At 72.6% G+C, this 25,512-nt stretch carries 20 protein-coding genes, 1 tRNA gene and 1 riboswitch; of the genes, 6 read left to right on the top strand and 15 right to left on the bottom strand.

Annotated features, from left to right (window positions below):
* Positions 1-2: 2 nt before the first annotated feature.
* From OG556_RS28310 to OG556_RS28255, 12 genes are all read right to left on the bottom strand, one after another.
* The gene (locus tag OG556_RS28310) at positions 3-683 is read right to left on the bottom strand and encodes a 1-hydroxy-2-methyl-2-butenyl 4-diphosphate reductase (protein WP_371520980.1); all 681 of its coding nucleotides are present in this window, start codon (positions 681-683) and stop codon (positions 3-5) included.
* The gene (gene shc / locus OG556_RS28305) at positions 680-2,764 is read right to left on the bottom strand and encodes a squalene--hopene cyclase (protein ID WP_371520977.1); all 2,085 of its coding nucleotides are present in this window, start codon (positions 2,762-2,764) and stop codon (positions 680-682) included. The genes OG556_RS28310 and shc overlap by 4 nt, the downstream gene beginning before the upstream one ends.
* Positions 2,765-2,771: 7 nt before the next feature.
* Positions 2,772-3,860 (bottom strand): polyprenyl synthetase family protein, encoded by a 1,089-nt coding sequence (locus OG556_RS28300; RefSeq protein ID WP_371522947.1) that lies wholly within the window; start codon positions 3,858-3,860, stop codon positions 2,772-2,774.
* Positions 3,861-4,099: 239 nt separating this feature from the next.
* Positions 4,100-5,536: a hydroxysqualene dehydroxylase HpnE gene (gene hpnE / locus OG556_RS28295; RefSeq protein ID WP_371520974.1), complete on the bottom strand. Its 1,437-nt coding sequence runs from the start codon at positions 5,534-5,536 to the stop codon at positions 4,100-4,102.
* A gap of 142 nt (positions 5,537-5,678) precedes the next feature.
* A complete protein-coding gene (gene hpnD / locus OG556_RS28290; RefSeq protein ID WP_350875695.1) occupies positions 5,679-6,536 on the bottom strand; it encodes a presqualene diphosphate synthase HpnD in 858 nt (285 codons plus the stop codon).
* 41 nt (positions 6,537-6,577) lie between these two features.
* Positions 6,578-7,558 carry a squalene synthase HpnC gene (gene hpnC / locus OG556_RS28285; RefSeq protein WP_371522944.1) on the bottom strand — a complete coding sequence of 327 codons (981 nt, stop codon included), beginning with the start codon at positions 7,556-7,558 and terminating at the stop codon, positions 6,578-6,580.
* A gap of 259 nt (positions 7,559-7,817) precedes the next feature.
* Positions 7,818-8,627, bottom strand: a complete 810-nt coding sequence (locus OG556_RS28280; protein WP_371520971.1) for an ABC transporter ATP-binding protein — start codon at positions 8,625-8,627, stop codon at positions 7,818-7,820.
* Positions 8,620-9,561: an ABC transporter permease gene (locus OG556_RS28275; RefSeq protein ID WP_371520968.1), complete on the bottom strand. Its 942-nt coding sequence runs from the start codon at positions 9,559-9,561 to the stop codon at positions 8,620-8,622. The genes OG556_RS28280 and OG556_RS28275 overlap by 8 nt, the downstream gene beginning before the upstream one ends.
* A 136-nt stretch (positions 9,562-9,697) precedes the next feature.
* On the bottom strand, positions 9,698-10,597 hold the full coding sequence (locus OG556_RS28270; RefSeq protein ID WP_363585863.1) for a glycosyltransferase: 900 nt from the start codon (positions 10,595-10,597) through the stop codon (positions 9,698-9,700).
* Entirely contained in the window at positions 10,594-11,331 is a 738-nt protein-coding gene (locus OG556_RS28265; RefSeq protein ID WP_363617027.1) for a CDP-alcohol phosphatidyltransferase family protein, read from the bottom strand. The genes OG556_RS28270 and OG556_RS28265 overlap by 4 nt, the downstream gene beginning before the upstream one ends.
* Positions 11,332-11,422: 91 nt before the next feature.
* Entirely contained in the window at positions 11,423-12,484 is a 1,062-nt protein-coding gene (locus OG556_RS28260; RefSeq protein ID WP_371520965.1) for an iron-containing alcohol dehydrogenase family protein, read from the bottom strand.
* Positions 12,472-13,227: a sugar phosphate nucleotidyltransferase gene (locus tag OG556_RS28255; protein WP_371520963.1), complete on the bottom strand. Its 756-nt coding sequence runs from the start codon at positions 13,225-13,227 to the stop codon at positions 12,472-12,474. Before OG556_RS28255 ends, OG556_RS28260 begins: the two co-directional genes overlap by 13 nt.
* A gap of 492 nt (positions 13,228-13,719) precedes the next feature.
* Here OG556_RS28255 and idi point away from each other — a divergent pair, with 492 nt between their 5' ends.
* Complete coding sequence (idi, locus tag OG556_RS28250; protein WP_371520960.1) at positions 13,720-14,376, top strand: isopentenyl-diphosphate Delta-isomerase; 657 nt, start codon at positions 13,720-13,722, stop codon at positions 14,374-14,376.
* 32 nt (positions 14,377-14,408) lie between these two features.
* Here idi and OG556_RS28245 read toward each other — a convergent pair whose 3' ends face one another.
* On the bottom strand, positions 14,409-14,936 hold the full coding sequence (locus OG556_RS28245) for an ATP-binding protein (protein ID WP_371522942.1): 528 nt from the start codon (positions 14,934-14,936) through the stop codon (positions 14,409-14,411).
* Positions 14,937-15,320: 384 nt separating this feature from the next.
* On the opposite strand from OG556_RS28245, the gene OG556_RS28240 reads away from it, so the two are divergent.
* Together OG556_RS28240 and OG556_RS28235 are read left to right on the top strand one after the other, a co-directional pair.
* Positions 15,321-15,405: transfer RNA gene (locus OG556_RS28240), tRNA-Leu, on the top strand.
* 424 nt (positions 15,406-15,829) lie between these two features.
* Positions 15,830-17,431: an APC family permease gene (locus OG556_RS28235; protein ID WP_371520957.1), complete on the top strand. Its 1,602-nt coding sequence runs from the start codon at positions 15,830-15,832 to the stop codon at positions 17,429-17,431.
* Between the two features lie 128 nt (positions 17,432-17,559).
* On the opposite strand, the gene OG556_RS28230 is transcribed toward OG556_RS28235, so the two are convergent.
* Positions 17,560-18,549 (bottom strand): class I SAM-dependent methyltransferase, encoded by a 990-nt coding sequence (locus tag OG556_RS28230; RefSeq protein WP_371520955.1) that lies wholly within the window; start codon positions 18,547-18,549, stop codon positions 17,560-17,562.
* A gap of 632 nt (positions 18,550-19,181) precedes the next feature.
* Between OG556_RS28230 and OG556_RS28225 the strand changes: the two genes are divergently transcribed.
* The gene (locus tag OG556_RS28225; RefSeq protein WP_371520952.1) at positions 19,182-20,612 is read left to right on the top strand and encodes an aldehyde dehydrogenase family protein; all 1,431 of its coding nucleotides are present in this window, start codon (positions 19,182-19,184) and stop codon (positions 20,610-20,612) included.
* A gap of 120 nt (positions 20,613-20,732) precedes the next feature.
* Here the strand turns inward: OG556_RS28225 and OG556_RS28220 are convergent, their stop codons facing one another.
* A complete protein-coding gene (locus tag OG556_RS28220; RefSeq protein ID WP_371520949.1) occupies positions 20,733-22,232 on the bottom strand; it encodes a glycine hydroxymethyltransferase in 1,500 nt (499 codons plus the stop codon).
* Positions 22,233-22,261: 29 nt separating this feature from the next.
* A riboswitch (ZMP/ZTP riboswitch) is annotated at positions 22,262-22,357 on the bottom strand.
* A 305-nt stretch (positions 22,358-22,662) separates the two neighbouring features.
* Here OG556_RS28220 and OG556_RS28215 point away from each other — a divergent pair.
* The gene (locus OG556_RS28215) at positions 22,663-23,628 is read left to right on the top strand and encodes an ABC transporter permease (protein ID WP_363367281.1); all 966 of its coding nucleotides are present in this window, start codon (positions 22,663-22,665) and stop codon (positions 23,626-23,628) included.
* A gap of 74 nt (positions 23,629-23,702) precedes the next feature.
* Entirely contained in the window at positions 23,703-25,454 is a 1,752-nt protein-coding gene (locus tag OG556_RS28210) for an ABC transporter substrate-binding protein (protein WP_371520946.1), read from the top strand.
* Positions 25,455-25,512: the final 58 nt, after the last annotated feature.

The following is a 25,512-nucleotide window of genomic DNA, read 5'->3' as shown; positions in this document are numbered from 1 at the left end:
GGCTAGCTCGCCTCCTGGGGGAGCGTCGAGGATGTGGGGTGGTTCAGGTCCGCGGGGCCGGGCCGGGACTCCTGCCGGTACCAGTCGACCAGGGCGGGTACCGCCGCCCGCAGGGTCCGCCAGGCACGCACCCCGGCCGGGAGGGTTCCGAGCCGCAGCAGTTCGCGCTCGGGGGTGTCCACGACCACCCGCAGGACGGCGGCGGGCAGCGTCGGCCGCCGTTCCCGCAGCGCGGCCAGCACCGCGGCGGCCTCCATGTCGACGGCGAGTGCGCCCTGGAGGTGCAGGGCCCGCCGTTCGAGGCCGCGGACGACGTGGTCGGCTGTGTGGTGCACCCCGGTGTGCGCGGTCAGGCCGAGTTCCTTGAGGGCCCTGGCGAGCTCCGGTCCGGAGTCGACGGGGTACAGGTGCCCCTCCGCGTCGCGCACGCCGTCGGCGACCACGATGTCGCCCGGCAGCACGCCCGGGCCGACCGCGGCACCGAAGCCGGCCACCACGATCGCGCCGTAGCCGCCGGGGGCGGAGCCGAGCAGCCGGCGGACGGTGAGCGCGGCCCGCCGCCGGCCCATGCCGGTGCGCACCAGCACCGGCGGCCCGCCGGCCGCGCCGCGCCAGTCGCCGCCGCGCAGCGCCCAGACCTCGGGGCCCAGCGCGCAGAGCACCAGCAGCGGTGCGGTGGTCACCGCGCCGCCCCGATCGCCGGGGTGTCGCCGTTGCCGCGGCCGAAGGCGGGGCTGCCGTGCAGGTAGCGGCCGAGCGCGGTGACCGGGAAGACCAGCCGGTACAGGTGGTAGTTGATGGAGAAGTCCCACGGGAAGCCGGTGCCGGTGAACTGCGGCTCGTCCCAGGTGCCCTCGGGCAGCTGGGTGCGCACCAGCCAGTCCACGCCGCGTTCCACGGCCGGGTTGGCCCGGCCGTCCGGGCCCTCGCCGGCCGCGAGCAGCGCCATCAGCGCCCACGCGGTCTGCGAGGCGGTGGAGTCGCCGCGCCCGGCCCAGCGGGCCGGGTCCTCGTAGGAGCGCATGTCCTCGCCCCAGCCGCCGTCGGTGTTCTGCCGGTCCTCCAGCCAGCGGACGGCCCGCCGGATCGCCGGGTGCTCGTCCGGGACACCGGCCGCGACCAGGGCGGGCAGCACCGAGCCGGTGCCGTAGATGTAGTTGGTGCCCCAGCGGCCGAACCAGGAGCCGTCCGCCTCCTGGTTGTGCAGCAGCCACTCGACGCCGCGCCGGGTGCGCCGGTCGCGGGCCCGGCCGGTCTCGGCGAGCATCTCCACCACGTGGGCGGTGACGTCGGCGGACGGCGGGTCGACCACCTCGCCGAAGTCGCAGAACGGCAGCTTGTTGGGCAGCGTGCTGGTGTTGTCGACGTCGAAGGCGCCCCAGGCCCCGTTCTTGGACTGCATGCCGAGGTTCCAGAGCACGCCGCGGTCCATCGCCGCATCGACCTTGGCCGGGTCGGGGTGGTCGACCCGGCCCAGCGCGAGCACCACCTCGGCGGTGTCGTCGATGTCGGGGTAGGTGTCGTTCTCGAACTCGAAGGCCCAGCCGCCGGGGGCCAGCGAGGGCCGCTGGACGGACCAGTCGCCGTCCTTGCGGATCTCCTCGCCGAGCATCCAGTCGACGGCCGAGACCAGCGCCGGGTGGTCGGCCGGCAGCCCGGCGTCGACCAGCGCGATGGTGGCCAGGCAGGTGTCCCAGACCGGGGACTGGCAGGCCTCCAGCCAGCGGCGGCCGTCCTCGGTGTGCACGGTGAAGCGGTCGAAGGAGGAGAGTCCGGCCTTCATCACCGGGTGCTCCAGCTCGTAGCCCTCCAGGTGCAGGGCGATCAGCGAGTACACGGCGGGCGGCTGGATGCCGCCCCAGCAGCCGTCGGCCTCCTGCCGTTCGACGATCCAGCGGCAGGCCTGCGAGACGGCGAGCCGGCGCAGCGGGCGCAGCGCGCGGTGGTGGTAGGCGTGCAGGACCTTGTCGAGGCGCTCGAAGAGGCCGTCCCAGCTGGTGGCGGGGGCGAGCGGCCGGTCGGGGTAGGGGTGGTCCGGGTCGGTGTGCAGCTCGGTGAGCGGGAAGGGCGCCGGACGGACGGGGCGGTGGGCCGAGACGATGGTCAGCGGGACGATGGTCTGGCGGGCCCAGCAGCCGAAGGCGTAGATGTTCAGCGGCAGCCACTTGGGCAGGAAGATGATCTCGGGCGGCATCTCGGGGAGCCGTTCCCACGGCCACCAGCCGAAGAGCGCGAGCCAGATCCGGGTGAAGACCCGGGCGGCCGCGATGCCCCCGGCGGAGCGGACGTACCGCGCGGCGGCCACCATGTGCGGGGCCTCGGGGTCGTCGCCGGCGAGTTTGAGGGCGACGTACGCCTCGACGGTGGTGGACAGTTCGGCCGGCCCGCCGTGGAAGGTGGCCCAGGTGCCGTCCTCCCGTTGCTGGGACCGGATCCACTCGGCGGTGGCCTTGGTCTGGTCCTCGGTCCGGATCCCGAGGAACTGCCGTAGCAGTAAGTCCTCGGCGTCCATGGTGACGTTGGTCTCCAGGTCGCCCTTCCACCAGCCCTCGGAGCTCTGCAGCGAGAGCAGGTGGGTGGTGGCACGGGCCAGGGCCTCCTGCGCGTCGGCCGGTCCGAGGTCCGCCTCACCGGCCGGCCGGAGCTGGTCGGTGTCCTCGGGCTGCCACCGCCCGGCGCCCAGCAGGGTCGGGGGGCGGTCGCCCACCGCGACCGGCTCGGAATCGTACTCAGGGTCGAGCCGGCCGTCCGCGGTTGCTGTCAACGTAACGTCACCTCTCTCGTACCACCACGAATTCGGCGAGTGCGACGAAGTGCTCGCGCACCTCGTCGGACATGGGCACCTCGTCCAGGGCGGCGAGGGCAGTCGTGTGCTGGCGGCGGGCTTCCTCCTGGGTCCAGGCGCGGCCGCCGGCCTCCTCGATCAGCGCGGCCCGGGCGGCGAGCTCGGGCTCGCCCTCCTCGCCGCGGCCCTTCGGGTCGGCCAGCTGCTCGGCGAGCCGGCGCGAGGCCGCGCCGCCCTCGGCCAGCGCGGCGGCGACCGGCAGGGACTTCTTGCGCTGGCGCAGATCGCCCCAGTGCGGCTTGCCGGTGACCTCGGTGGCGCCCCAGATGCCGAGCAGGTCGTCCACCGCCTGGAAGGCCAGGCCCAGGTGGTGGCCGTAGCGCTCGAGCGGTTCGGAGACCTTGTCGTCGGCCCCGGCCAGGACGGCGCCGATCGCCGAGGCGGCCGCCAGCAGCGCCGCGGTCTTGCCGCCCTCCATCTCCAGGCACTCGGCGACGGTGACGCTGTCGCGCTGTTCGAAGGCGACGTCCATGGCCTGGCCGTCGATCAGTCGGCGGGTCGCCGTGGTGAGCAGCCGGACGGCACGCACGGCGTCGGTGGGGCTCGTACCGCCGGGCACCGCGGCGTCGAGCAGCACCTCCGTGCCGAGCGTCGCCAGGGCGTCGCCGACCAGGATCGCCTGGGCCGGACCGAAGACCGTCCAGGCGGTGGCCCGGTGCCGTCGGGTCTCGTCACCGTCCATCAGATCATCATGGAGCAGGGAGAAGTTGTGCACCAGTTCAACCGCGACACCGCCCGGCACGCCGACCTCGGCGGCGGCGCCGGTGGCCCGGGCGGAGAGCAGGGCCAGGGCGGGGCGCACGGCCTTGCCGCCGTCGCCCTTGGACGGGGTGCCGTCCCGGTCGATCCAGCCGAAGTGGTAGGCGGCGACGGTGTCCATCGGTGCGGCCAAACGGGCGACGGCGGACCGTAGCGGCGGGGTGCAGAGCGTGCGGCTGCGGGCCAGCAGCTCCGGCACCGAGACCGGTTCGGCGTGCGCCGTGCCTCCGACGGCGATGCCGGTGCGTGACTCCACGTGCGTTCCCTCTCCCTCGTGGTGCCGGACCGCCCGGGGCTGCCGGGTGCTTGCGCTGTCGGTGCGGCTGGTGTCGATGTGGCCGGTGTCGGTGTGACCGGTGTCGATGCGGCTCGGGTCGGTGCGGCTGGTACCGGTGTCACCGCTGTCGGTGCCGCCGGTGCGGCCGGTGTCGTTCTCGCCGGTGCGGTCGACGGGAGGCCCGTCGGCTCTGGCGGGGTCCCCGGTGGCGCCCGCCGTCACCGGGGCCACCTCCCGTCGCCCCGGTCCACCGGGAGCCGGCTGCCGGCCGCGGCGAGCGCCGCGTCGGCCGCGGCGTGGCCGCTGCGCACGGCCCCCTCCATGGTCGCGGGCCAGCCGGTGGCCGTCCACGCGCCGGCCAGCAAGAGGCCGGGGACGTCCGTGCGGGCCGACGGGCGCAGCAGCGCGCTGCCGGGCGCCGGGTCGAAGGTGGCGGTGCGCTCACGGGTGACGAAGAAGTCCAGCACCTCGGCCCCGGCGGCGGCCGGGAGCAGCCGGGCCAGCTCCGGCAGGTACCGGCGGCGCAGCTCGGCGACCGGCAGGTCGATCTCGTCCTGGACGGCGGACTGCGAGAGCGCCAGGTACTGGGCGCCGGGGTGGGCCCGGCCGAGCCCGGTGCCGGCCAGGCCGGAGTGCGCGGTGCGGTCGAAGACCCACTGCACCGGGGAGCCGAGGGCGGCGAAGAACGGCCGCCGCAGCACCTTGCGGTCGTAGACCACGTGCACGTTGAGGATCGGCGCGGTGCCGAAGTCGGCCAGCCGGTCCTGGCCGGGGAAGGCGTTCGGGGGCAGCAGGGCGGCCGCGCTGTCCTGGGCGCCGGCCAGCACGACGGTCTCGGCGGCGAGCGGTTTCGCGCCGCCTTCCAGATGGACGGCGTGCTGGGGCACCGCAGGCTTGAGCTCCGCGACGCGGGCGCGCAGCAGCACCTTCACGCCGGCGCGTTCCAGCTCGGCGAGCGCCCGGTCGTGGTGGATCACGCCGAGCGGGACGGCGGCCGTGCCGATGTCGGAGGCGCCCGGGTCGGAGAGCAGGCCGGTCTTGAAGACCATCGCCGCCAGTGCCAGCGACACCTGGTCGGCCCGGGCGTTCAGGGTGGCGACGCCGACCAGGTCCCAGAGCGCGGCGAGGGTGTTCGCGTTCTGCCCGTTGCGGCGCAGCCACTCGCCGAAGGAGATCTCGTCCAGTGCCGGGTCGGCGAGGGACAGTCCCTGGAGCGCCAGCGCGCCGCGGACCACCCGGGCGCGGTCGGCCGGCCCGAGGTGCGGGTAGCGGGCGAGGCTGCCGGCCAGGTGCAGCGGGACGGGCAGGCCGGCCCGGCGCAGCCGCCCGAGGGTGCGCACCGGGGCCGCGTCCGGCCCTGAGACGGAGAGCACCGGGACGTCCAGCCGGTCCTGGAGGTGGACCAGCCGGGCGGCGCCGAGCCGCTCCAGCAGGCCGCGGTAGGCGGTGCAGCAGCGCAGGTACACGTGCTGGCCGTTGTCGACGGTCAGCTCGCCGCGCTGGAAGGAGAACGCCAGCCCGCCGAGCCTGGGCCGCCCCTCGACCAGCGTGACCCGGTGGTCGGCCTCGGCCAGCCGCAGCGCGGCGGTGATCCCGGCCAGGCCGCCGCCGACCACCATGGCGGCCGGGCGCGCGGCATCGGCTCGCCCGGTCATCGGCCCTCCCCCTCGCGATTGCTGGACCGCCGTGCGGCGGTCGCTCCGGCCGGCACGCTCGTGACCGGCCCGGTCGTGGTCAACACTGCCCTGCCCGCTTGTGATTCCCCGCTGACACAGCGTGACAGAACTGCGGTGAGAATCAAGAACGCCCCCCGGCGAGCCCGGAAAGCGCGACGTACGCCTTCTCCCAGCCCGGCAGCGAGACCCGGCCGCGCAGGACGGACTCGGGGTCGGCGGCGATCCGGCCGAGCAGCCGGTGGTAGATACCCGCCATCGCGGCGGTGCAGGCCCGGCTGCGGCGGTCGAGCATCGGCAGCAGCCGCAGGCCCTCCTCGAAGGCGGCCTGGGCGCGGGCGGCCTCGAAGGCCACCAGGCCGGTGAAGTCGGCGCCGACCGGCGGCCTGGGCAGCGCGAAGCCCTGCTCGCAGCCGAACCGGGCCAGGTCCTCGGCGGGCAGGTAGGTGCGGCCGTTCAGGGCGTCCTCGCGCAGGTCGCGCAGGATGTTGGTGAGCTGCAGGGCCAGGCCCAGGGTGTCCGCGTAGCCCGCGCCCCGCTCGGGGTCGTCACAGCCGTACACGCCGAGCGAGAGCCGGCCGACCGAGCCGGCCACGCAACGGCAGTAGACCTTCAGCTCCTCGTAGGTCTGGTACTCGGCGCCCTTGAGGTCCATCTCGACGCCGTCGATCAGTTCGTCGAAGCCGCCGAGCGGGATCGGGAAGCGCCGGGCCGCGTCGGCCAGGGCGACCTTGATCGGGTCGGTGTCGTCCTCGGCGACCGCCCCGGCGCGGACCTCGTCCACCAGTTCCCGGGTGCGCACCAGCGCCTCGGCCTTGCGGTCGGACGGGAGGTCGCCGTCGCCGATGTCGTCGACCCGGCGGGCCAGGGCGTACAGGGCCGACATGGCCAGCCGCTTGGGTTCGGGCAGCAACCGGATGCCGTAGCTGAAGTTGCGTGCCTGAAGTCCGGTGACTGCCTCGCAGTACCGGTACGCCGCCATGACCTGGGCCGACGCCAGTGGTGATGCCGCCACTCGGGCGTTCACCTTCCCTTCGCGAAGATGGCCGCCGCCTTCGCTGCGAGGCGGCGCTTGTCAGGCTTCGCCTGCTGCGCGAGCACGTCGTACCCGGCGTCCTCGATGGCCGCCAGGGCCGCGTACCCGCCGGCGGTGAATCCCGCCAGGAGCAGTCGAAGCCTCCCCCGAACCGTACCTACCAATGGCGCGCCGCGGTCGAGCAGGGTGCGGGCCCGCTGCACCTCGAAGGCGATCAGCTCGCGCACCGGGCCGCCGGCGGTGGGGGCGGCGAGGTCCGCCTCGGTGACGCCGAACCGGGCGAGGTCCTCGGCGGGGAGGTAGATCCGCCCGTGGGCGAGGTCCTCGGCGACGTCCTGAAGGTGTTCGACCACCTGGAGGGCGCTGCAGATCGCGTCGGACAGCTCGATCCGCTCGGGGGTGGAGACGCCGGCGATGGCCAGCACCAGGCGGCCGACCGGGTCGGCGGAGAGGGTGCAGTAGCCGATCAGGTCGTCGTAGCCGGCGTAGCGGGTGGTGGTCTGGTCCACCCGGTTGGCCTCGATCAGGCGGCGGAACGGCTCCGGGGTGAGCCCGTGCCGGTCGACCAGCGGCACGAGGCCGCGCAGCAGCGGGTGGCGGGGGCCCTCGGAGGCCCCCGGGTGGAGCGCCGCCTCGAAGACCCGGTCGAGGTCGCGCTCCAGTCCGTCCAGCAGTGCGAGGCGGAAGGCGACCTCCTGCGGAGTCGGCGGGCCGGACTGGGCCGAAGGGGTGGCGGGAGGCGCGGCCTCGACCCCGAGCAGGGCGGCGGTGGCGGCCGGATCGGCCAGGTCGCCGTCGCCGGCGTCGTCGACCAGCCGGGCGTAGCCGTAGACGGCCATCAGGTCGTCGCGCCAGGCCGCGGGCAGGAAGAACGGGGCGACCGGGAAGTTCTCCGCGCCCGCCTTGTCCAGGGTCTCCCCCGCGGAGCGGTTCACCGACGTATCTCTGGGCTGGGCCGAAGCCGACACTGCTGTCACTCCCCCGTTCTACACCGCTGGGCATCACCGGCCCGACTCGGACACGCGTCCGAGCGGGGGCGCCACCTCCGGCACACCGCCCCCGCGCATACAGCCTGACACCACGGGGCGCGCCGGAGAAGAGCGCCCCGCCCGGCGCACGGGGGCGCTCACCCCCGCGGCGGCGGGCCACCCGGGGTACCGGCGGGGGCGCACGAACAGGGGGCCGGCCCCGGAAATCCCCGGAACCGGCCCCCTGGACGGCTTGGTACTAGGGGCGCTCGCCGCGCTCGTAGCGGCCGACGACCTCTTCGGTCGGGCCGTCCATGATCAGCTCGCCGGCCTCGATCCAGATCGTCCGCTCGCAGACCTCGCGGATCGAACTGTTGTCGTGGCTGACCAGGAAGACCGTACCGGCGGACTTGCGCAGTTCGTCGATCCGCTTCTTGCTGCGCTGCTGGAACGCCTGGTCGCCGGTGGCCAGCGCCTCGTCGATCAGCAGCACGTCGTGGGTCTTCGCGGCGGCGATGGCGAAGCGCAGGCGGGCGCCCATGCCGGAGGAGTACGTGCGCATCGGCAGCGAGATGAAGTCGCCCTTCTCGTTGATGCCGGAGAAGTCGACGATGTCCTGGTAGCGGCTGCGCACGTCGGCCGGCGCCATGCCCATCGCCAGGCAGCCGAGGATGACGTTGCGCTCACCGGTGAGCTCGTTCATCAGCGCCGCGTTCACGCCCAGCAGCGAGGGCTGGCCGTTGGTGTAGATGCCGCCCTTCTCGGTCGGCAGCAGGCCCGCGATCGCGGCCAGCATGGTCGACTTGCCGGAGCCGTTGGAGCCGATCAGGCCGATCGCCTCGCCCTTGTAGGCGGTGAAGCTGACGCCGCGCACGGCGTGCACCTCGCGCACGCCCGCGGAGCGCTTGCGGCTGATGATGCGGCTCAGCGCCGAGGTGGCGCTGCCCTTGCCGGAGCCGGCGCCGTGCACCCGGTAGACGATGTGCACGTCGTCGACGACGACGGTGGGCTCGCGGGCGACGTCCGCGTCCCGGATGGTGTCCAGCTTGCTCAGTTCGACGTCAGCCACGGCCGTACTCCTCCTCGGCCTTCCAGAAGAAGACGTATCCGATCACGAACATCACGACCGCCCACCCGATGGCGAAGGTCCACTGGTGGTGCGGGAGTGCCTGGTGCGAGGGCTGGTGCGGGTTGTAGATGATCGGCGCGAAGGCGTGCCGCAGCAGGTCCATGTAGACCGAGGCCGGGTTGAGGGCCATCAGCGTCTGGATGTAGTCCGGCCATTCCTTGATCTTGTCCTCGATGCTGAACATCACGCCGGACAGGAACATCCAGGCCCGCATCACGAAGGGGATCAGCTGGGAGATGTCGCTGGTCTTGGAGCCGAGCCGCGCCATGACCAGGGCGATGCCCGTGTTGAACATCATCTGCAGCACCAGGGCCGGGATGATCAGCAGCCAGGTCCGGCCCGGCTTGATGCCGCTGACCAGCACGGTGCCGACCAGCACCACCATCGAGATCAGCAGCTGCTGGAGCTGGATCACGGTGAACGCGATCGGCAGCGAGGCCCGGGGGAAGTGCAGCGCGCGGATCAGCCCGAGGTTGTCGGCGATCGCCCGGGTGCCGGACTGCACCGCGTTCTGGGTGAACTGGAAGACGAAGACACCGATGCAGAGCCAGGCGATGTAGGTGTCCGGCGGGAAGTTGTCCTTGCTCTTCAGGATCACACCGAAGACCAGGTAGAACACCGCGCAGTTCAGCAGCGGCGTCACGACCTGCCACAGCTGGCCGAGCTTGGCGTCGGTGTACTGGGCCACCAGGCGGGCGGTGGCGAAGGCCCAGATGAAGTGGCGCCGGGCCCAGAGCTGCTTGGTGTAGGAGACCAGGCCGGGCCGCTTGCCGCTCACGGCCAGGCCGTACTTGTCCGCAAGCTGCTTGGGGGTCAGGCCCGCGTCCACCCCCCTGGGGGATGAGAGGCTGACGGGTTCACTCACTGTCGACACATTCGTCCTTCACGCGGGATCGGTCGGGGCGGCCGGTCGACGGGGGTCCGCCGGCCTTGCGCCGATGGGGATCCACTGGATCACGGGGAGAGTCCGGCCGGTGTGTGGTCACCGGCCGCAGCGATCGATCATTCGATCAGATGACCGGTGGCCGGCCCAGCCTGGTCAATCGCCAAACGGTACGCCATCGCATGGGCCGCCGCGGACCGCAGGGTTCGCGCCAGCCCGCCCGGAACCCGCCCCACCAGGCCTTCAGCGCCTCCGAGGAGGGGCGGCGGGCCAGGGTCAGCAGGAACCAGGTTCCCAGATAGAGAGGCACCAACAGGGCCGGAAGGTTCCGTCTGGCGAGCCAAACCCTGTTACGGGCGATGTTGTGGAAGTAGGTGGCGTGCCGCGCGGGCGAGGTCGTCGGGTGGTGCAGCACCACGTCCGCGCGGTAGTCGATGGCCCAGCCGGCGTCCGCCGCGCGCCACGCGAGGTCGGTCTCCTCGTGGGCGTAGAAGAACTCCGCGGGCAGCTGCCCGGCCTGCTCGAACACCGCGCAGCGCACGGCGGTCGCGCCGCCCAGGAAGGTGGTCACCCGGGACGAGCGCAGCGGGTCGCTGGCGCGCAGCCGGGGGACGTGCCGGCGCTGGGTCACGCCGGTGTCGGGGTCCGCGATCCGGAAGGCCACGATGCCCAGCTCCGGATCGGCGGTGAAGGCCTCGCGCAGCAGGCGGGCCGAGTCGGTGCGCGGCAGGTGCCCGTCGTCGTCCAGGAAGAGGACCGCGTCCACGTCCCGGCCGTCGCGGCCGAACAGCTCGATGCCGACGTTGCGCCCGCCCGGGATGCCGAGGTTCTCCGGCAGCTCGACGCTGCGCACGCCCTCCGGCAGCGGCGGCAGCTGGGCGCCCTGGCCCACCACGGCCAACTCGACCGCCGCGCCCTCCTGGGCGCGCACCGATTCGATCAGGGCGGCCAGTTCCTCGGGGCGGTTGCCCATGGTGATGATGACGGCTCCGAGGCGGAAGCTCTCCGCGCTGGTCGGGGCGCTCATCGCAGCCTGCTGGAGAGGACGATGCTCAGCAGGTGCAGCACGGTCTGCAGCATGGCGATCGCCGCCAGCGCCACCACCGCGATCCGGGTGAAGAACAGCCCGCCGTGGACGGCGTCGGCGATCCCGGCCGCGAGGATCAGCAGCGAGGCCTCGACCGCGCCGACCAGGCGGTGGAACTTCAGGAAGGAGGCCGCCCGGCGGGCCTTGGCCACCGAGGACGAGCGCGGCACCGAGGCGCTGTCCTCGACCGCCGTCAGGCCGCTGCGGGCCCGGGCCACGTCCACCAGGTCCGTCTCGGACTTGATCAGGATCGCGCCGAGCGCGGCCAGCGTGCCCAGGAACGCCCACTCCCAGTGCGAGCCGCCGCCCTCGCGGTGCAGCAGGTCGGTGGCGCGCAGGCCCAGCCCGGTGAGCAGGGCCGCCTCGGACATGTAGTGGCCGACCCGGTCCAGGTAGACGCCGGTGAGCGAGGTCTGCCGGCGCCAGCGGGCCACCTCGCCGTCCACGCAGTCCAGCAGCAGGTAGACCTGGATCAGCAGGGCCCCCAGGACCGCGCCCGCGATGCCCGGCACGACCAGCGCGGCGCCGGCCAGGACGCCGGTGAACATCATCAGGTACGTCAGGCCGTTCGGCGTGATCGCCGTCACGGTGGAGAGCACGCGGGTGATCCGCAGCGAGATCCGCCGCATGTACAGGCGGCCGGCCCAGTGCTCGGCGCTGCGGCGCTGGAGCATGCCCTCCGGGTGGATCACCGCGCGCAGCTCCTCGATCGAGGGCCGGCGGGTCAGGTCCACCGGGGGCCGCTCGGCACCCGCGGTGGAGGGGTCAGCTGTTGACGGCTTGGACATAGTCGGCGTACGCGTCCCTGATTGCTGAGGGGGAGAGGTCGAGGTGCTCAAGGATGGTGAAGCGCCCCGGGCGGGTGTTCGGAGCGTAGTGCACCGCGTCGGTGAACTCCGCCTCGGTGAAGCCGATCTGAGCTGCGGTCACCGGCAGCCCGTGGGTCGCCAGGCGCTCCACGATCAGACCGGTCAGCTCGCGCTCGCCCCGCAGGAAGCTGGCGAACGCGGCGCCGAGGCCGACCTGTTCGCCGTGCTGGGCGGAACGCTTGGGGTACAGCACGTCCAGGGCATGCGAGATCTCGTGGCAGGCACCCGAGGAAGGCCGGGTGCTGCCAGCGATGTTCATCGCGATGCCGGACAGTACCAGGGCTTCCGCGAGGGCCGTGAGGAGGTCCTGATCCTGAGTGTTACCTGGGTGCCGCAGCAGGTTCTCGCCCGCCGAGCGGGCCATCGCCACGGCCAGTCCGTCCACCGGCTCGCCGGTGACCGCGTGCGACAACTCCCAGTCCGCGCAGGCGGAGATGTTGGAGACCACGTCGCCGATGCCGGCCGCCACGAAGCGCGGCGGGGCCTGCCGGATCACGTCCAGGTCGACGATGATGCCGATCGGGCTGGGCACCCCGTAGGAGCCGCGGCCGGCGTCGTTGTCGAGCGTGGAGACCGGCGAACAGATGCCGTCGTGGGCCAGGTTGGTGGCGACCGCGACCAGCGGCAGGCCGACCCGGGCGGCGGCGTACTTGGCGGCGTCGATGATCTTGCCACCGCCGAGGCCGACCATCGCGTCGTAGTGCCCGCCGCGCACCGACTCGGCCAGGCGCACCGCGCTGTCCAGGCTGCCGTCGTCCACGTTGTACCAGTCGGCGCCGGGCAGGGCCGGCTCCAGGCGCCGGCGCATCGCCGCTCCCGAGCCGTTGCTGATCGCCACCGCGATCCGGCCCGAGGCGGACAGCCGCTGGTCGGCGAGGATGCCGCCGAGCGCGTCCAGCGCGCCCGGGCGGACCTCGACGAACAGTGGCGACGGAACCAGCCGGGTCAGTACTGGCACGCGATCTCCCGCGCCTTCGCCAGGTCGTCGTGGTTGTCGACCTCGACCCAGGAGACCTCGCCGATCGGCTGCACGTCGATCCGCAGGCCGCGGTTGACCATCTCCTGGTAGCCGTCCTCGTAGTACAGCTGCGGGTCGCGCTCGTAGGTGGCGCGCAGCGCGTCGGTCAGGTCGACGGCGGCGGCGGGGTTGATCACGGTGACGCCGATGTACTCGCCGGTGGCCTCGACCGGGTCCATCAGCTTGGTGATGCGGCGCATGCCGGCGGCCGGGTCGACGACGACCTTCATCTCCTCGTCGGCGAGCTTCTTCACCGTGTCGAGGGCCAGCAGGATGCCGGGGGCGGTGCCGGCCTCGACGAGGCGCTGGTTGCCCTCCAGCATGGTGCGCTGCACGGACGCCGGGTGCACGGTGTCGCCGTTGGCCAGCAGCAGGCCCTCGGCGAAGAGCTCGCGGGCGCACCAGAGCGAGTACGCGTTGTTCCACTCCTCGGCCTTGTCGTTCTCGACCAGGTGGAGCTTGACGCCGTACTTGCTCTCCAGGGCGTCCTTGCGGTCGTACACCGCTTCCTTGCGGTAGCCGACGACGATCGCCGCCTCGCGGATGCCGACCTCGGCGAAGTTGCCGAGGGTGAGGTCCAGCACGGTCCGCTCCCCGTCGACCGGCACCAGCGCCTTGGGCAGGGTGTCGGTGTACGGGCGCAGCCGGCGGCCGGCGCCGGCTGCCAGAACGAGGCCGATCATGCGGGGTCTCCTGATCCGTCGTGCGGTGCGCGGGGCGGTGCGCGCGGGGTGCCGGGGCACCGGCTTTCCGTCCGGCCGGGCCGCGAATCGGCGCGCCGGTGCCGCCGCGAGTGCGGGCACCGTGCCGTAAGCGATGGTAGGCGACCCGGGCGGCCGGCCCGAACGCGGCCGGGGGCTGCGAGGTGACGGGAGGGTGGCGATGCGGTGATCGAACGCATAGGCGAGGCGGCCATCGAACGCGATGGGAACGGATACCGAACAGCCCTGCTATTCCGATGACCCCTCCGGGAACGTATCGGGCCCATCTCTGCCCGGAATCGACCTGCCGATGGTCATGATCCGCCCGGTTGTGCGTGGGACCCGTACCCACCGCCACCCATACGGCAGACTGGAGCCCGACGCCGGCGCCGGTGCCCCCGCTGCGTCCGCTGCACCCGGTGTACCGGACGTACCCCGATGCTTCCGTTGCTCCCCCCTCCCGAAAGAGGCCCCATGCCCCAGAGCCTGCCGACCAACCCGACACACTTCGACTCCGAGATCGACACCGGTCTCGACGTCGAGACGGACGTGACGGTCGCCCCGGGGGCCTCGACCGGGACCGCCGGCGCCGGTCCCGAGATCCTGCTGGAACTGGTCGACGACGAGGGCGTCACCACCGGCACCGCCGAGAAGCTCTGGGCACACCAGCAGCCCGGCCGGCTGCACCGCGCGTTCTCGGTCTTCCTCTTCGACCGCCAGGGGCGGCTGCTGCTCCAGCGGCGGGCGCTCGGCAAGTACCACTCCCCCGGCGTCTGGTCGAACACCTGCTGCGGCCACCCGTACCCGGACGAGCCGCCGTTCGTCGCCGCCGCCCGCCGCACCGCCGAGGAGCTCGGCATCGCGCCGGCGCTGCTCTGCGAGGCGGGCACGGTCCGTTACGACCTGCCGGACGAGGCCTCCGGGCTGATCGAGCGGGAGTGGAACCACCTGTTCGTCGGGCTGGTGACCGCGCCCGTCGAGCCCAACCCCGACGAGGTCGACGACCACGCCTTCGTGACCGCGCAGGAACTGCGGGAACTGCGCGCCGCGCGGCCGTTCTCGGTGTGGTTCGAGACGGTCTTCGAGGCGGCGCTGCCGGGGATCCGGGAGATCGCCGGGCGGGACTGGTAGGCGGGCGGGACCGGCCGGCGGGCCCGCGGCGCTCAGTCGTCGGTCTCCGGGGGGACGGGCAGCGAGGCCCAGATGACCTTGCCGCCCTCCCCCGTCCGCTCCACGTCGCACACCCCGCCGGCCTGCAACGTCACGCTCTTCACCAGCAGCAGGCCGCGGCCGCCGGTCCGCCCGGTGTCGCTCTCCAGCGCCTTCGGCCGGTACGGGTCACCGTCCTCGACCGACACCCGGACCCAGCCCCGGCGGACCGCCAGCTCGGTCGTCACCTCCGGCGACAGCTTCGCCGCGTGCGTCACCGCGTTGCTCACCAGCTCCGAGACGATCAGCAGCACGTCGTCCACCAGCTCCTGGTAGCGCACCCCGGCCATCCCCTGGGCCAGCAGGCGGTCACGGACCGCGTGCCGGGTGAGCGGCACCGAGGCCTCCTCGGCCGGCACCGGGAAGCGCCACACGCCCTCGACCGGCCCGGCGGGTGCGCGTTCCGGCCCGGTGCGTCTCGGCTCGGCGCGTGCGCGCTCCGGCCCGGCGCGTCTCGGCTCGGCCTTCGCCGCCCCGCTGATCTGCTCCACGTCCAGCCGCCCTTCGTCCGCGACCCGGGGGTGTCCGCGACCCGGGAATCAGGCGTTCCGCTCATGGCGCCCTCGATCCACAGAGGCTAGGAGAGCCACCGGCGGGACCGTGGCACCGTCGACAACTTGCCCGTGTCGGACCGCTTCCGGCCGGAACGGACCGCCGCCGCCGCCGGGGTCGACCGTTTCCTTCGCGCTCGCCACCGCTTCGGCCGGGGTTCGCGCACCATGGCGACCCATCCCAGCCAGTCCGACCACCCCTGCCGACCCGGACGTCCCCCCACCCGGGGAAACGCAGGTGAGAAGCACTCCAGAACCCTGGTAATGTTCTCTCTGTCGCCGAGGGGGCGAGAAAAACCCCGAAGCACACACCCCGTCCGGGTGGCGGAATGGCAGACGCGCTAGCTTGAGGTGCTAGTGCCCTTTATCGGGCGTGGGGGTTCAAGTCCCCCCTCGGACACAACCGAATTCCCCGTGGGATCCGAAAGGAACCCGCGGGGAATTTCTTTTTCCCGGCGCGCCGCCGCCGTCCACGGGTTCTCGCGGGTTCTCTCGGTTCCTCTCGGGTTCTCCGTGCGGACCGGGTGGCCGCCGCTGCGCTCGCGACCCCCCGCAACCGCTGTGACCCAGACGACTGTTGCGGCTGTCGTGACCCGAAAAGCGGACACGAGATGGCAACGATCGGACGGTTTGAGCTTCCCTTGAGGTATTCGCCCCTTTTGACCCCATAGGCTGTCTCCGTTTGTCCGGAAACCAGCATAAAAACCACGACACCACCCGATGAAACCCCGAGCGAGAGGACCGATACGTTGAGTGAGCCAGAGTCTCCGACGGCATCACATCAGAACTACCGGCGATCGCTCGGCACCATCAGCCTGACCGCCGTGGGGCTCGGATCCATCATCGGATCCGGGTGGCTTTTCGGCGCCGAGCGCGCCGCCCGGCTGGCCGGCCCCGCGTCGATCCTGGCCTGGGTGATCGGGGCCGCGGTGGCACTGACCATCGCGCTCACCTACAGCGAGCTCGGGTCGATGTTCCCCAAGGCCGGCGGCATGGTCCGGTACGGCCAGTACTCGCACGGCTCGCTGGCCGGCTACCTCGCCGCCTGGGCCAACTGGATCGCCATCGTCTCGGTCATCCCCGGTGAGGCGACCGCCTCCGTCCAGTACATGAGCTCCTGGCACTTCGGCTGGGCACAGGGGTTGTACAACGGCAAGGAACTCACCCTGAGCGGGGTGGCACTGGCCAGCGTGCTGCTGGTCGGCTACTTCATCCTCAACTGGTTCGCCATCACGATGTTCGCCAAGACCAACACGGCGATCACCGTCTTCAAGGTCATCGTCCCGACCCTGACCGCCGGCGCGCTGCTGTTCGCCCACTTCGACACCGCCCACTTCACCGACCACGGCGGCTTCGCGCCGAACGGCTGGAGCGCCGTGTTCACCGCCGTCGCGGTGTCCGGCATCGTCTGGGCCTTCAACGGCTTCCAGTCCCCGCTCAACCTGGCCGGCGAGGCCCGCAACCCCGGCAAGTCGCTGCCCAAGGCCGTCATCGGCTCGATCCTGATCGCCCTGGTGATCTACGTCGCGCTGCAGATCGCCTTCCTCGGCGCCATCCCGGCCGCCGACCTGTCGCACGGCTGGAGCAACCTGGCCTACACCTCGCCGCTCGCCGACCTCGCGATGGTCTGGGGCCTCAACTGGCTCGCCCTGCTGCTGTACGCGGACGCCTTCGTCTCCCCCAGCGGCACCGGCATGATCTACGCCGCCACCACCTCGCGCATGATCCACGGCGTGCAGGAGAACGGCCACCTGCCGAAGATCTTCGGCAAGGTCGACGCCAAGACCGGCATCCCGCGCCCGGCCCTGGTGCTCAACCTGGTGGTCGCCTTCCTGTTCCTCGCGGTCTTCCGCGGCTGGGGCTCGCTGGCCGAGATCGTCTCGGTCGCCACCGTGATCTCGTACGTCACCGGCCCGGTCGCCGTGATGGCGCTGCGCCGCCTCGCGCCGGACCTGCCCCGGCCGGTCCGGCTGCGGGCCATGCCGGTCATCGCCCCCGTGGCGATGGTGTTCGGCTCGCTGGTCCTGTACTGGGCCCGCTGGCCGCTCACCGGCAAGGTCATCCTGCTGATGGCCGCCGGTCTGCCGATCTGGGCCTGGTACGAGCTGCGCAAGCCGTGGGCCGAGCTGAAGCCGCACCTGAAGGCGGGCGCCTGGATGGTCGCCTACCTGTTCGTGATGGCCGGCGTCTCCTGGGCCGGCAGCACCGACTTCGGCGGCCAGGGCTACCTGCCCGAGGGCTGGGACCTGCTGGTCGTCGCGGCCATCGCGCTGGCCTTCTACCGCTGGGGCGTCGCCAGCGCCTGGGCCAACCCGTCCCTGGCCGCCGTCCGGCGCGAGCTGGCCGAGGAGGCCGCGGCCGGCGAGGGCGCCGACGGCGGCCCTGCGGGCTCCGGGCAGGAGCCGCGGGAGGCCTCGCGGGCCTGAGCGAGCGCGCAACGGTGAAGGGCCGGTCGAGTTCGACCGGCCCTTCGGCGTTGACGGGGGCGGGATGGGACCGGGCGGGGCGGGGTGCCGGGTGCCGGTCGGCCCCGTCGGCCGTCGGCGGGCGGCCGTCAGCCGCGGCGGGCGCGGCGGATGACGGCGGTGACGACCGGGGGGAGCAGGTCGCGGGCGGCGCGCTTGGCGACGTTGGCCGGGCGGCGCAGTTCGGCGGCGCGGGCCCGGCGGGCGGCGAGGTCGCGGGCGGCCTCCTCCTGGGCCTCCTGGGCCGCCCGGCGGGACTGCGAGGCCTCGTTCCGGGCCGCCTCGGAGGTCAGCCGCCGGTGGTGGCGGGAGGGGCGGAACGCGTCGATCCCGTCCGAGCTGCCGGTCATCCGGAGCACCTGCTGACCGTTCAAGGTCTCGGAGCTGAGGTAACAGCCCTCGGCGAGGTCCACCCGGTCGAGCAGGTCGCGCTGGAACGGCTCCGGATCCCCCCAGGTGCCGTAGAACTTGCACTCGGTCAACATGATCGGCTTGAGCCCGTGGTTGAAGACCGCGCCCCAGGTCGCGGCGGCCACGCCCGGGGTGTGCTGCGAGCGGTAGTCGTCCAGGACGACGACGCCCTGGTCCTGGAGCGCGATCCGGGCCACCTGGAGGTCGCCCACGACGTGCTCGTACAGGTGCGAGGCGTCGATGTGGATGAAGCGGTACGTGCCCGCCGCGATCCGCCCGCCGGCCAGGGCGGAGGTCGGGGCCTGGATTATCTCCGGCAGTTCCTCGTGGAAGGCGAGGTAGTTGACCTCGAAGGCCGAGCGGGTCAGCGACTTCCGGTAGGAGGTGTCCATCTCGGCCGCGTTCTCGTCGTCCGGCGCTTCCGAGTCGAAGAGGTCACAGACGGTGAAGGACTCGCCGGGCTGGAGGTGCTCGCCGATCACGATCGCGCTGCGGCCCAGGTACGCACCCATCTCCAGCAGGTCGCCGGTGACCCCGGTCTTCTCCTGCCGCCCCATGAACCAGTCGAACGAGTGCCGGTCATGGTCCCAGAACCAGCCCGGAACGTCGTCCAGCACGGCCGGTTCGGCAGGCCGTTGCGACTCGTCCTTCAGCGCGGCATCGGTCACGGGATGCTCCTTATGCGGTACGGATGACCTGCGGATTTGAGCCAGACCTCAGCCCGGTGGCAACCCCCGCCCCGACCGTGGGCCACGCAGGTCCTGGACCGTACGCGCCACTACGAACCACTACAAACCACTACGAACCATTGGCAACAGTAGTGCCTCACAGCTGAGTTCGCTGCAATCTACAGCGGCACCCGCACGTGTGAGGAGCTTTTCGCGCAATGAGTTTCGCGGACCGTCGTTTCGCTGCCGGAGGGTGAACGCGGAGCCTTCGGGACGGTTCGTCCGGCGCCCCTCGACGGCGGACCACGGCGCGGCCGGTCGCGCCGCACGCGGATCGTCAACTGGACGTCCAACGGCGGGCGGTGGAGCTGACGGCGGAGGCGGTGGGCGGCGGCCTCCCGGCGCCCTGGCCATGCGAGGGCCCGGAGCGGTCGGACGAGCGGCGCGCGGGCGCGGGGATCGAGCCGTTCGACGAGTACACCGCGCGGTTCGCCCCGGGGTAACCCGCCGGCCCACCGGACCGGATTGGCTCTTGCGCGCGGCCGCCCGGGCCGCCTTGACTGGGCCTTTGACTAGCACTGTCAGCGACTAGCACTGTCAGCCAAACGGCCGATCGAATGAGAGGACACTCGGTGCAGCAGTACGCGGAGTACGGCGACCAGTACATCGACGGCGCCTGGCGGCCCTCCCTGGACGACGCCGGGTCGATCGAGGTGCTGAACCCGGCGACCGAGCAGGTGCTCGCCGCCGTACCGGCCGGCGGGCCCGCCGACGTCGACGCGGCGGTCGCCGCGGCCCGCCGGGCGGCCCGCGGCTGGGCGACGACCGCCCGCGCGGAGCGGCTCGCCCTGCTGACCCGGTTGCGGGACGGAATCGCCGCCGCCCAGGAGGAGATCACCGCCACCGTGGTCGCCGAACTCGGCGCCCCGGTCGGCTTCGCCGCCGCCGTACACGCCGGAGCGCCGCTGACCGTGGCGACCACCTACCTGACACTGCTCGCCGAGCACCCCTTCGAGGAACGGATCGGCAACTCGGTGGTGCTCGCCGAGCCCGCCGGGGTGGTCGCGGCGATCACGCCGTGGAACTACCCGCTGCACCAGATCGTCGCCAAGGCCGTCCCGGCCCTGGCGGCCGGCTGCCCGGTGGTCCTCAAGCCCGCCGAGGACACCCCGCTGGTGGCCCGGCTGTTCGCCCGGCTGGTGCACGACGCGGGCTTCCCCGCGGGCACGTTCAACCTGGTGACCGGCACGGGCGCGGTGGCGGGTGCGGCGCTCGCCGCCCATCCGGACGTGGACATGGTCTCGTTCACCGGATCCACCGCCGTCGGCCGGCAGGTCGCCGAGACGGCGGGCCGGGGCCTGAAGCGGGTCGCCCTGGAACTCGGCGGCAAGTCCGCCAACGTGGTGCTGCCGGGCGCGGACCTGGCCCGGGCGGTCAACGTCAACATCGCCAACGTGTTCGCCAACTCGGGCCAGACGTGCAGCGCGTGGACCCGCCTGCTGGTGCACCAGGACCAGTACGAGGAGGCCGTCGCGACGGCCGCGATGGCCGCCGCCAAGTACGCCCCGGGCGATCCGACCGACCCGCAGACCCGGATCGGCCCGCTGGTCAACGCCAAGCAGCTGGCCAGGGTGCGCGGTTACGTCGAGGGCGCGCTCGCCGCGGGCGCCCGGCTGGTCGTCGGCGGCGCGGAGCCCGTCCCGGGCCTGCCCGCCGGCTTCTACGTCCAGCCGACCGTGCTCGCCGACGTCACGGGGGACATGGCCATCGCCCGGGAGGAGGTGTTCGGCCCCGTCCTGGTGGTCCTCCCCTACCGAGACGAGGACCACGCCGCCGAACTCGCCAACGACACCGAGTACGGCCTGGCCGGCGGCGTCTGGGCCACGGACACCGACACCGCCGCCGCCTTCGCCCGCCGCCTCGACACCGGTCAGGTCGACCTCAACGGCGGCCGTTTCAACCCGCTCGCGCCGTTCGGCGGCTACAAGAGCTCCGGCCTCGGCCGTGAACTGGGCCGCCACGGCCTGGAGGAGTTCCTCCAGTACAAGTCGCTGCAGTACTGACCTCGGGACCGGGAGGGGCGCCGGCCGCGGCACCGGCTCCGGGCCCGCCGCACATGGGGCGGCGGGCCCGGGGGTTCGGGCATCGAGGACGGTCGGGCCGGGCCGGTCGGGTGAGGCCGGTCAGGTGAGGTCGACGCCCGGGTAGAGGGGGAAGGGGGCGAGGAGGTCGGCGGCGCGCTTGGCGACGCCGTCGCGCACGGCGTCGTCGAGGCGGTACTGGGCCTTGGAGGGGGCGCCGCCCGCGGTGGCGGTCGGGGTGGTGGCGCGCAGCACGGTGTCGATCAGGGCGGCGATCTCGTCCATCTCGGCGGTGCCGAGGCCGCGGGTCGTGAGCGCCGGGGTGCCGAGGCGCACGCCCGAGGTGTACCAGGCGCCGTTCGGGTCCTGCGGGACGGAGTTGCGGTTGGTGACGACGCCCGAGTCGAGCAGCGCCGCCTCCGCCTGACGACCCGTCAGACCGTAGCCGGAGACGTCGGCGAGGACGAGGTGGTTGTCGGTGCCGCCGGTGACCAGCCGGCCGCCGCGGCGCAGCAGCCCCTCGGCGAGCGCCCGGGCGTTGTCCACGACGGCGCGGGCGTAGGTCCGGAACTCGGGCCGACGGGCCTCGGCGAAGGCGACCGCCTTGGCGGCCATGACGTGCGAGAGCGGTCCGCCGAGCACCAACGGGCAGCCGCGGTCGACGTGTTCGGCCAGCTCGGTGTCGCACAGCACCATGCCGCCGCGCGGGCCGCGCAGCGACTTGTGGGTGGTCGTGGTGACGATCTGGGCGTGCTGGACGGGGTCGTGGTCGCCGGTCAGCACCTTGCCCGCGACCAGGCCGGCGAAGTGCGCCATGTCGACCATGAGGGTCGCGCCGACCTCGTCCGCGATCTCGCGCATCCGCCGGAAGTCGACCAGTCGCGGGTAGGCGGAGTAGCCGGCGACCAGGATCAGCGGGCGGAACTCCCGGGCGGTCTCGCGCAGCGCGTCGTAGTCGATCAGGCCGGTGGCCGGGTCGGTGCCGTAGCTGCGCTGGTCGAACATCTTGCCCGAGATGTTGGGCCGGAAGCCGTGGGTGAGGTGGCCCCCGGCGTCCAGGGACATGCCGAGCATCCGCTGGTTGCCGAGCGACTGGCGCAGCTGCGCCCAGTCCTGCTCGGTGAGGTCGTTGACGCCCCGGACCTTGGCCCGCTCCAGTGCCGGGCTCTCCACCCGCTGGGAGAGGACGGCCCAGAAGGCGGTGAGGTTGGCGTCGATGCCGGAGTGCGGCTGGACGTAGGCGTGGTCGGCGCCGAACAGGGCCCGGGCGTGCTCGGCGGCGATGGTCTCGACGGTGTCGACGTTGCGGCAGCCCGCGTAGAAGCGCCGGCCCGCGGTGCCCTCGGCGTACTTGTCGCTGAGCCAGTTGCCCATGGCGAGCAGGACGGCCGGGGAGGCGTAGTTCTCGCTGGCGATCAGCTTGAGCGAGGCGCGCTGGTCCTCCAGCTCCTGGCCGATGGCGGCGGCGATCCGCGGCTCCACGCCGGCGACCACGTCGAGGGCGCTGCGGAAGGCGGTGTCGGCGGCCGCGCCGGCGCCGGTGTGCGGGGCCTGGGCGGCCTCGACGACATGAGGGGTGTGAGGGGTGTGCGGGGTGGCCAAGGCGGTCTCCTCGTGGTGCACGGACGAGTACGGACGGCCCAGGCGCTCGGCAACTGTCGTGCGGGTGCACGGAGCCGCTTCCCGATGGTCGGTTCCATCCGTGCGCGCCAGTCGCGGCTCCCCGGGATCGTACCAATGCCCGGGGGGATGTGGCGGAGATCTCAGGATTCGGGACGGCACGCCCGTTTCGCCCCTCGATGTCCGTTCTTTTGCAACGCCGGTATTGCGGCACAATGACGCCGAATGAAGCCGCAATACGCGGCGAAACAATGCCGGGGAAAACCGCCGGAGGTGATTTGCGGAGCTCCCCGAAGATCCGGTCTGATGGCGCTCGAACGGCCGACGGGAAACCCCCGGGGGCCGGTTCGGAAATGCACACCAGCGCACCCTCACCCACAGGGCGGCGGAGAATTCGGGGAGTACGCCTCTCATGGCCGTGGTCGAAACAGCAGCGGGCTCCGTCCCCGCACCCGCCGCGCCGAGACTGCTCGGCCGGCTCCTGCGCGACCGGGTCGGCGCCGCCGCCCTCGCCGTCGTCCTGCTCTTCCTGCTGCTCGCCCTCGCCGCCCCGCTGATCGCCGCCCTGTACGGGAAGAACCCGGTCGAGCACTACGGCCAGAACTCCCCCGGCCTGCTCAGCGACAGCGGCCTGCCCGTCCTGCCGAACGGCGGCATCTCGGGCGACTTCTGGTTCGGCCTGGAGCCGGGGCTCGGCCGGGACGTCCTGACCCAGCTGCTCTACGGCATCCGCACCTCGCTGCTGATCGCCTTCGCCTCCGCCGCCGTGACCACCACGCTCGGCGTGCTGGCCGGGGTCGCGGTCGGCTACCTCGGCGGGATCGCCGACCGGCTGTTCGGCTTCCTGGCCAACGTGCTGCTGGCCTTTCCGACCCTGCTCCTGCTCCTCGCGCTGAGCCCCGTCATCCAGTCCCGGCTGGTCGATCCGGGCGCCGCGGAACCGGAGTGGATGCAGTTCCTGGTGCTGATCCTGGTCTTCTCCGCGTTCGGCTGGATTCCGCTCGCGCTTTCCCTGCGGGCCACCGTCCGGTCGCTCCGGGAAAGGGATTTCGTGCAGTCCGCCCGGGCCCAGGGCGCCGGCCGATTCCATGTCGTCGTCCACGAACTGCTGCCGAACGTCCGCTCGCAGCTGCTGGTGCACGCCACCATGGCGGTGCCGACCTTCGTCGCCTCCGAAGCGGTGCTGTCCTTCCTCGGCGTCGGCATCACGGAGCCGATCCCGGACTGGGGCCGGATGATCTCCCGCGGCTCCGAGGTCTTCCAGGCCGACCCGACCTACATGGTCTTCCCCGGCGTCGCGCTGCTGCTCTTCGTGCTCGCCTTCAACCTGCTCGGCGACGCCGTCCGGGACGCGCTGGACCCGCGCGCCGCCCGCTGAGCCCCGTACTCCTCCGTCCATCACCCCGAGCCCGCCCCGACCGCCCCGACTCCCGGGGCAAGGAGAGATTCGCCATGCGCTGGACCAGACCGTCCCTCGCCGTCGTCGCCACCGCCCTGCTGGCGACCGCCTGCTCGGCCGGCGCGGGCACCGGCCCGGCGCCCGCCGGGGCGGCCGCCAAGGAGACGTCCCCGCTGACCGCCGCGCTCGGCGGCGAGAAGGAGAGCGCGGGCCCGGCCCCCGCCGTCGCCGGCGCCCGCGTGGGCGGCACCGTGAACGTGTACAACAGCGTCGAGTTCCGCCACCTCGACCCGCAGAAGGTCTACGCGGGCGCGACGTACAACGCCTCGCTGCTCTGGGGCCGCCAGCTGACGCAGTACCAGGTCGTCGACGGCAAGGCCAAGCTGGTCGGCGACCTGGCGACCGACACCGGCACCTCCGGCGACGGCGGGCGCACCTGGACGTACAGGCTCAAGGACGGCGTGGCCTGGGAGGACGGCAAGCCGATCACCGCCCAGGACGTCAAGTACGGCATCGAGCGCAGCTTCGGCAAGGGCTACGAGGTCGGCCCGCCGTACTGGCCGCAGTGGCTCACCGGCGAGGCCAGCTACGAGGCGGCGCGCGCCAAGTACTCCGGCCCGCAGGACGGCGACCTGGCCGCGATCGAGACGCCCGACGAGCACACCATCGTCTTCCACTTCCCGCAGCCGCAGGCCGACGTCCCGTACATGGCCGCGCAGTCCTCGTCCTCGCCGGTGCGCCGGGACAAGGACACCGGGACGGACTACGACCGGCAGCCGTTCGCCACCGGCCCCTACCGGATCGTCGAGCACGTCCAGAACACCCGCATGGTGCTGGAGCGCAACCCCGCCTGGAAGGCCGAGACCGACCCGATCCGCAGCCAGTACCCGGACAAGTTCGTCTTCACGTTCGGCAAGGAGGCGCTCAACATCAACCAGGAGATCCTGTCCGGGCGCGACGGCGGCGCCAGCGCCACCACCGCCTCCGACGTGCTCTCCCCCGAGCTGTACCAGACCGCCGACACCGACCCGAAGGCCAAGGACCTGGTCGTCTCCGGACGCCAGGGCGCCTTCGTCACCCAGCTGGTGATCAACAACGAGCGGGTGCCGGACGTCGAGGTCCGCAAGGCCCTGCACCTCGGCTACCCCCGCCAGCAGGCCCGCCAGGTCCAGGGCGGCTCCCGGATCGGCGAACTCGCCACCACGCTCAGCTCGCCGGCGCTGATCGACTGGGAGAAGTACGACCTCTACCCGGTCAAGCCCGAAGGCGACCCGGAGGCCGCCAAGGCCGCGCTCGCCAAGGCCAAGCAGGCGCCGACGAGCCTGACCTACGGGTACAAGAACACCCCGGACGGGCAGCGCACCGCGCAGGTGCTGGTGGACGGCTTCGCCAAGTCGGGCATCACCATCGTGCCCAAGCCGATCGACCCCAAGGCGTTCCTGGACGAGGTGCACCGCGCCGACTCCCCGTACGACCTGTTCGAGGAGACCTCCTCCGTCGACTGGCCGACCCCGTCCACGCTGATCCCGTTCTCCTTCGACGGCCGCGCCGGCAGCGACCTCAACTCCGCGCGCTACCGCAACCCGGCGGTGGACAAGGAGATCGACCGGATCAACCAGATCGGCGAGCCGCGCGCCAAGGCCAAGGAGCTGTACGCGCTGGAGAAGACCGTGATGCAGGACGTCCCGGTGCTGCCGTTCGTCTACGCGAACGTCAACCAGGTGCGCGGCTCCAACGTCGGCGGGGCGTTCATCCACCCCATCTACGGCACCGTCAGCCTGGCGTGGCTGTACCTGAAGTCCTGACCGCCGTACCCGCCCCCGCGCCGGTCGGTGCGGGGGCGGGCCCCTGAACTCCCCGCGT

The sequence above is a fragment of the Kitasatospora sp. NBC_01300 genome, from assembly GCF_041435235.1.
Lineage (GTDB): Bacteria > Actinomycetota > Actinomycetes > Streptomycetales > Streptomycetaceae > Kitasatospora.
The sequence above is the reverse complement of the archived record's forward strand: the minus strand, read 5'-3'. Positions and strand labels throughout refer to the sequence as shown.

Excerpts from the sequence above, each read along its gene's own strand:
- hpnE (WP_371520974.1), bottom strand. The coding sequence starts at position 5,536 with ATGACCGGGCGAGCCGATGCCGCGCGCCCGGCCGCCATGGTGGTCGGC.
- hpnD (WP_350875695.1), bottom strand. The coding sequence starts at position 6,536 with ATGGCGGCGTACCGGTACTGCGAGGCAGTCACCGGACTTCAGGCACGC.
- OG556_RS28270 (WP_363585863.1), bottom strand. The coding sequence starts at position 10,597 with ATGAGCGCCCCGACCAGCGCGGAGAGCTTCCGCCTCGGAGCCGTCATC.
- OG556_RS28265 (WP_363617027.1), bottom strand. The coding sequence starts at position 11,331 with ATGCTCCAGCGCCGCAGCGCCGAGCACTGGGCCGGCCGCCTGTACATG.
- OG556_RS28255 (WP_371520963.1), bottom strand. The coding sequence starts at position 13,227 with ATGATCGGCCTCGTTCTGGCAGCCGGCGCCGGCCGCCGGCTGCGCCCG.
- idi (WP_371520960.1), top strand. The coding sequence starts at position 13,720 with ATGCCCCAGAGCCTGCCGACCAACCCGACACACTTCGACTCCGAGATC.
- OG556_RS28215 (WP_363367281.1), top strand. The coding sequence starts at position 22,663 with ATGGCCGTGGTCGAAACAGCAGCGGGCTCCGTCCCCGCACCCGCCGCG.
- OG556_RS28210 (WP_371520946.1), top strand. The coding sequence starts at position 23,703 with ATGCGCTGGACCAGACCGTCCCTCGCCGTCGTCGCCACCGCCCTGCTG.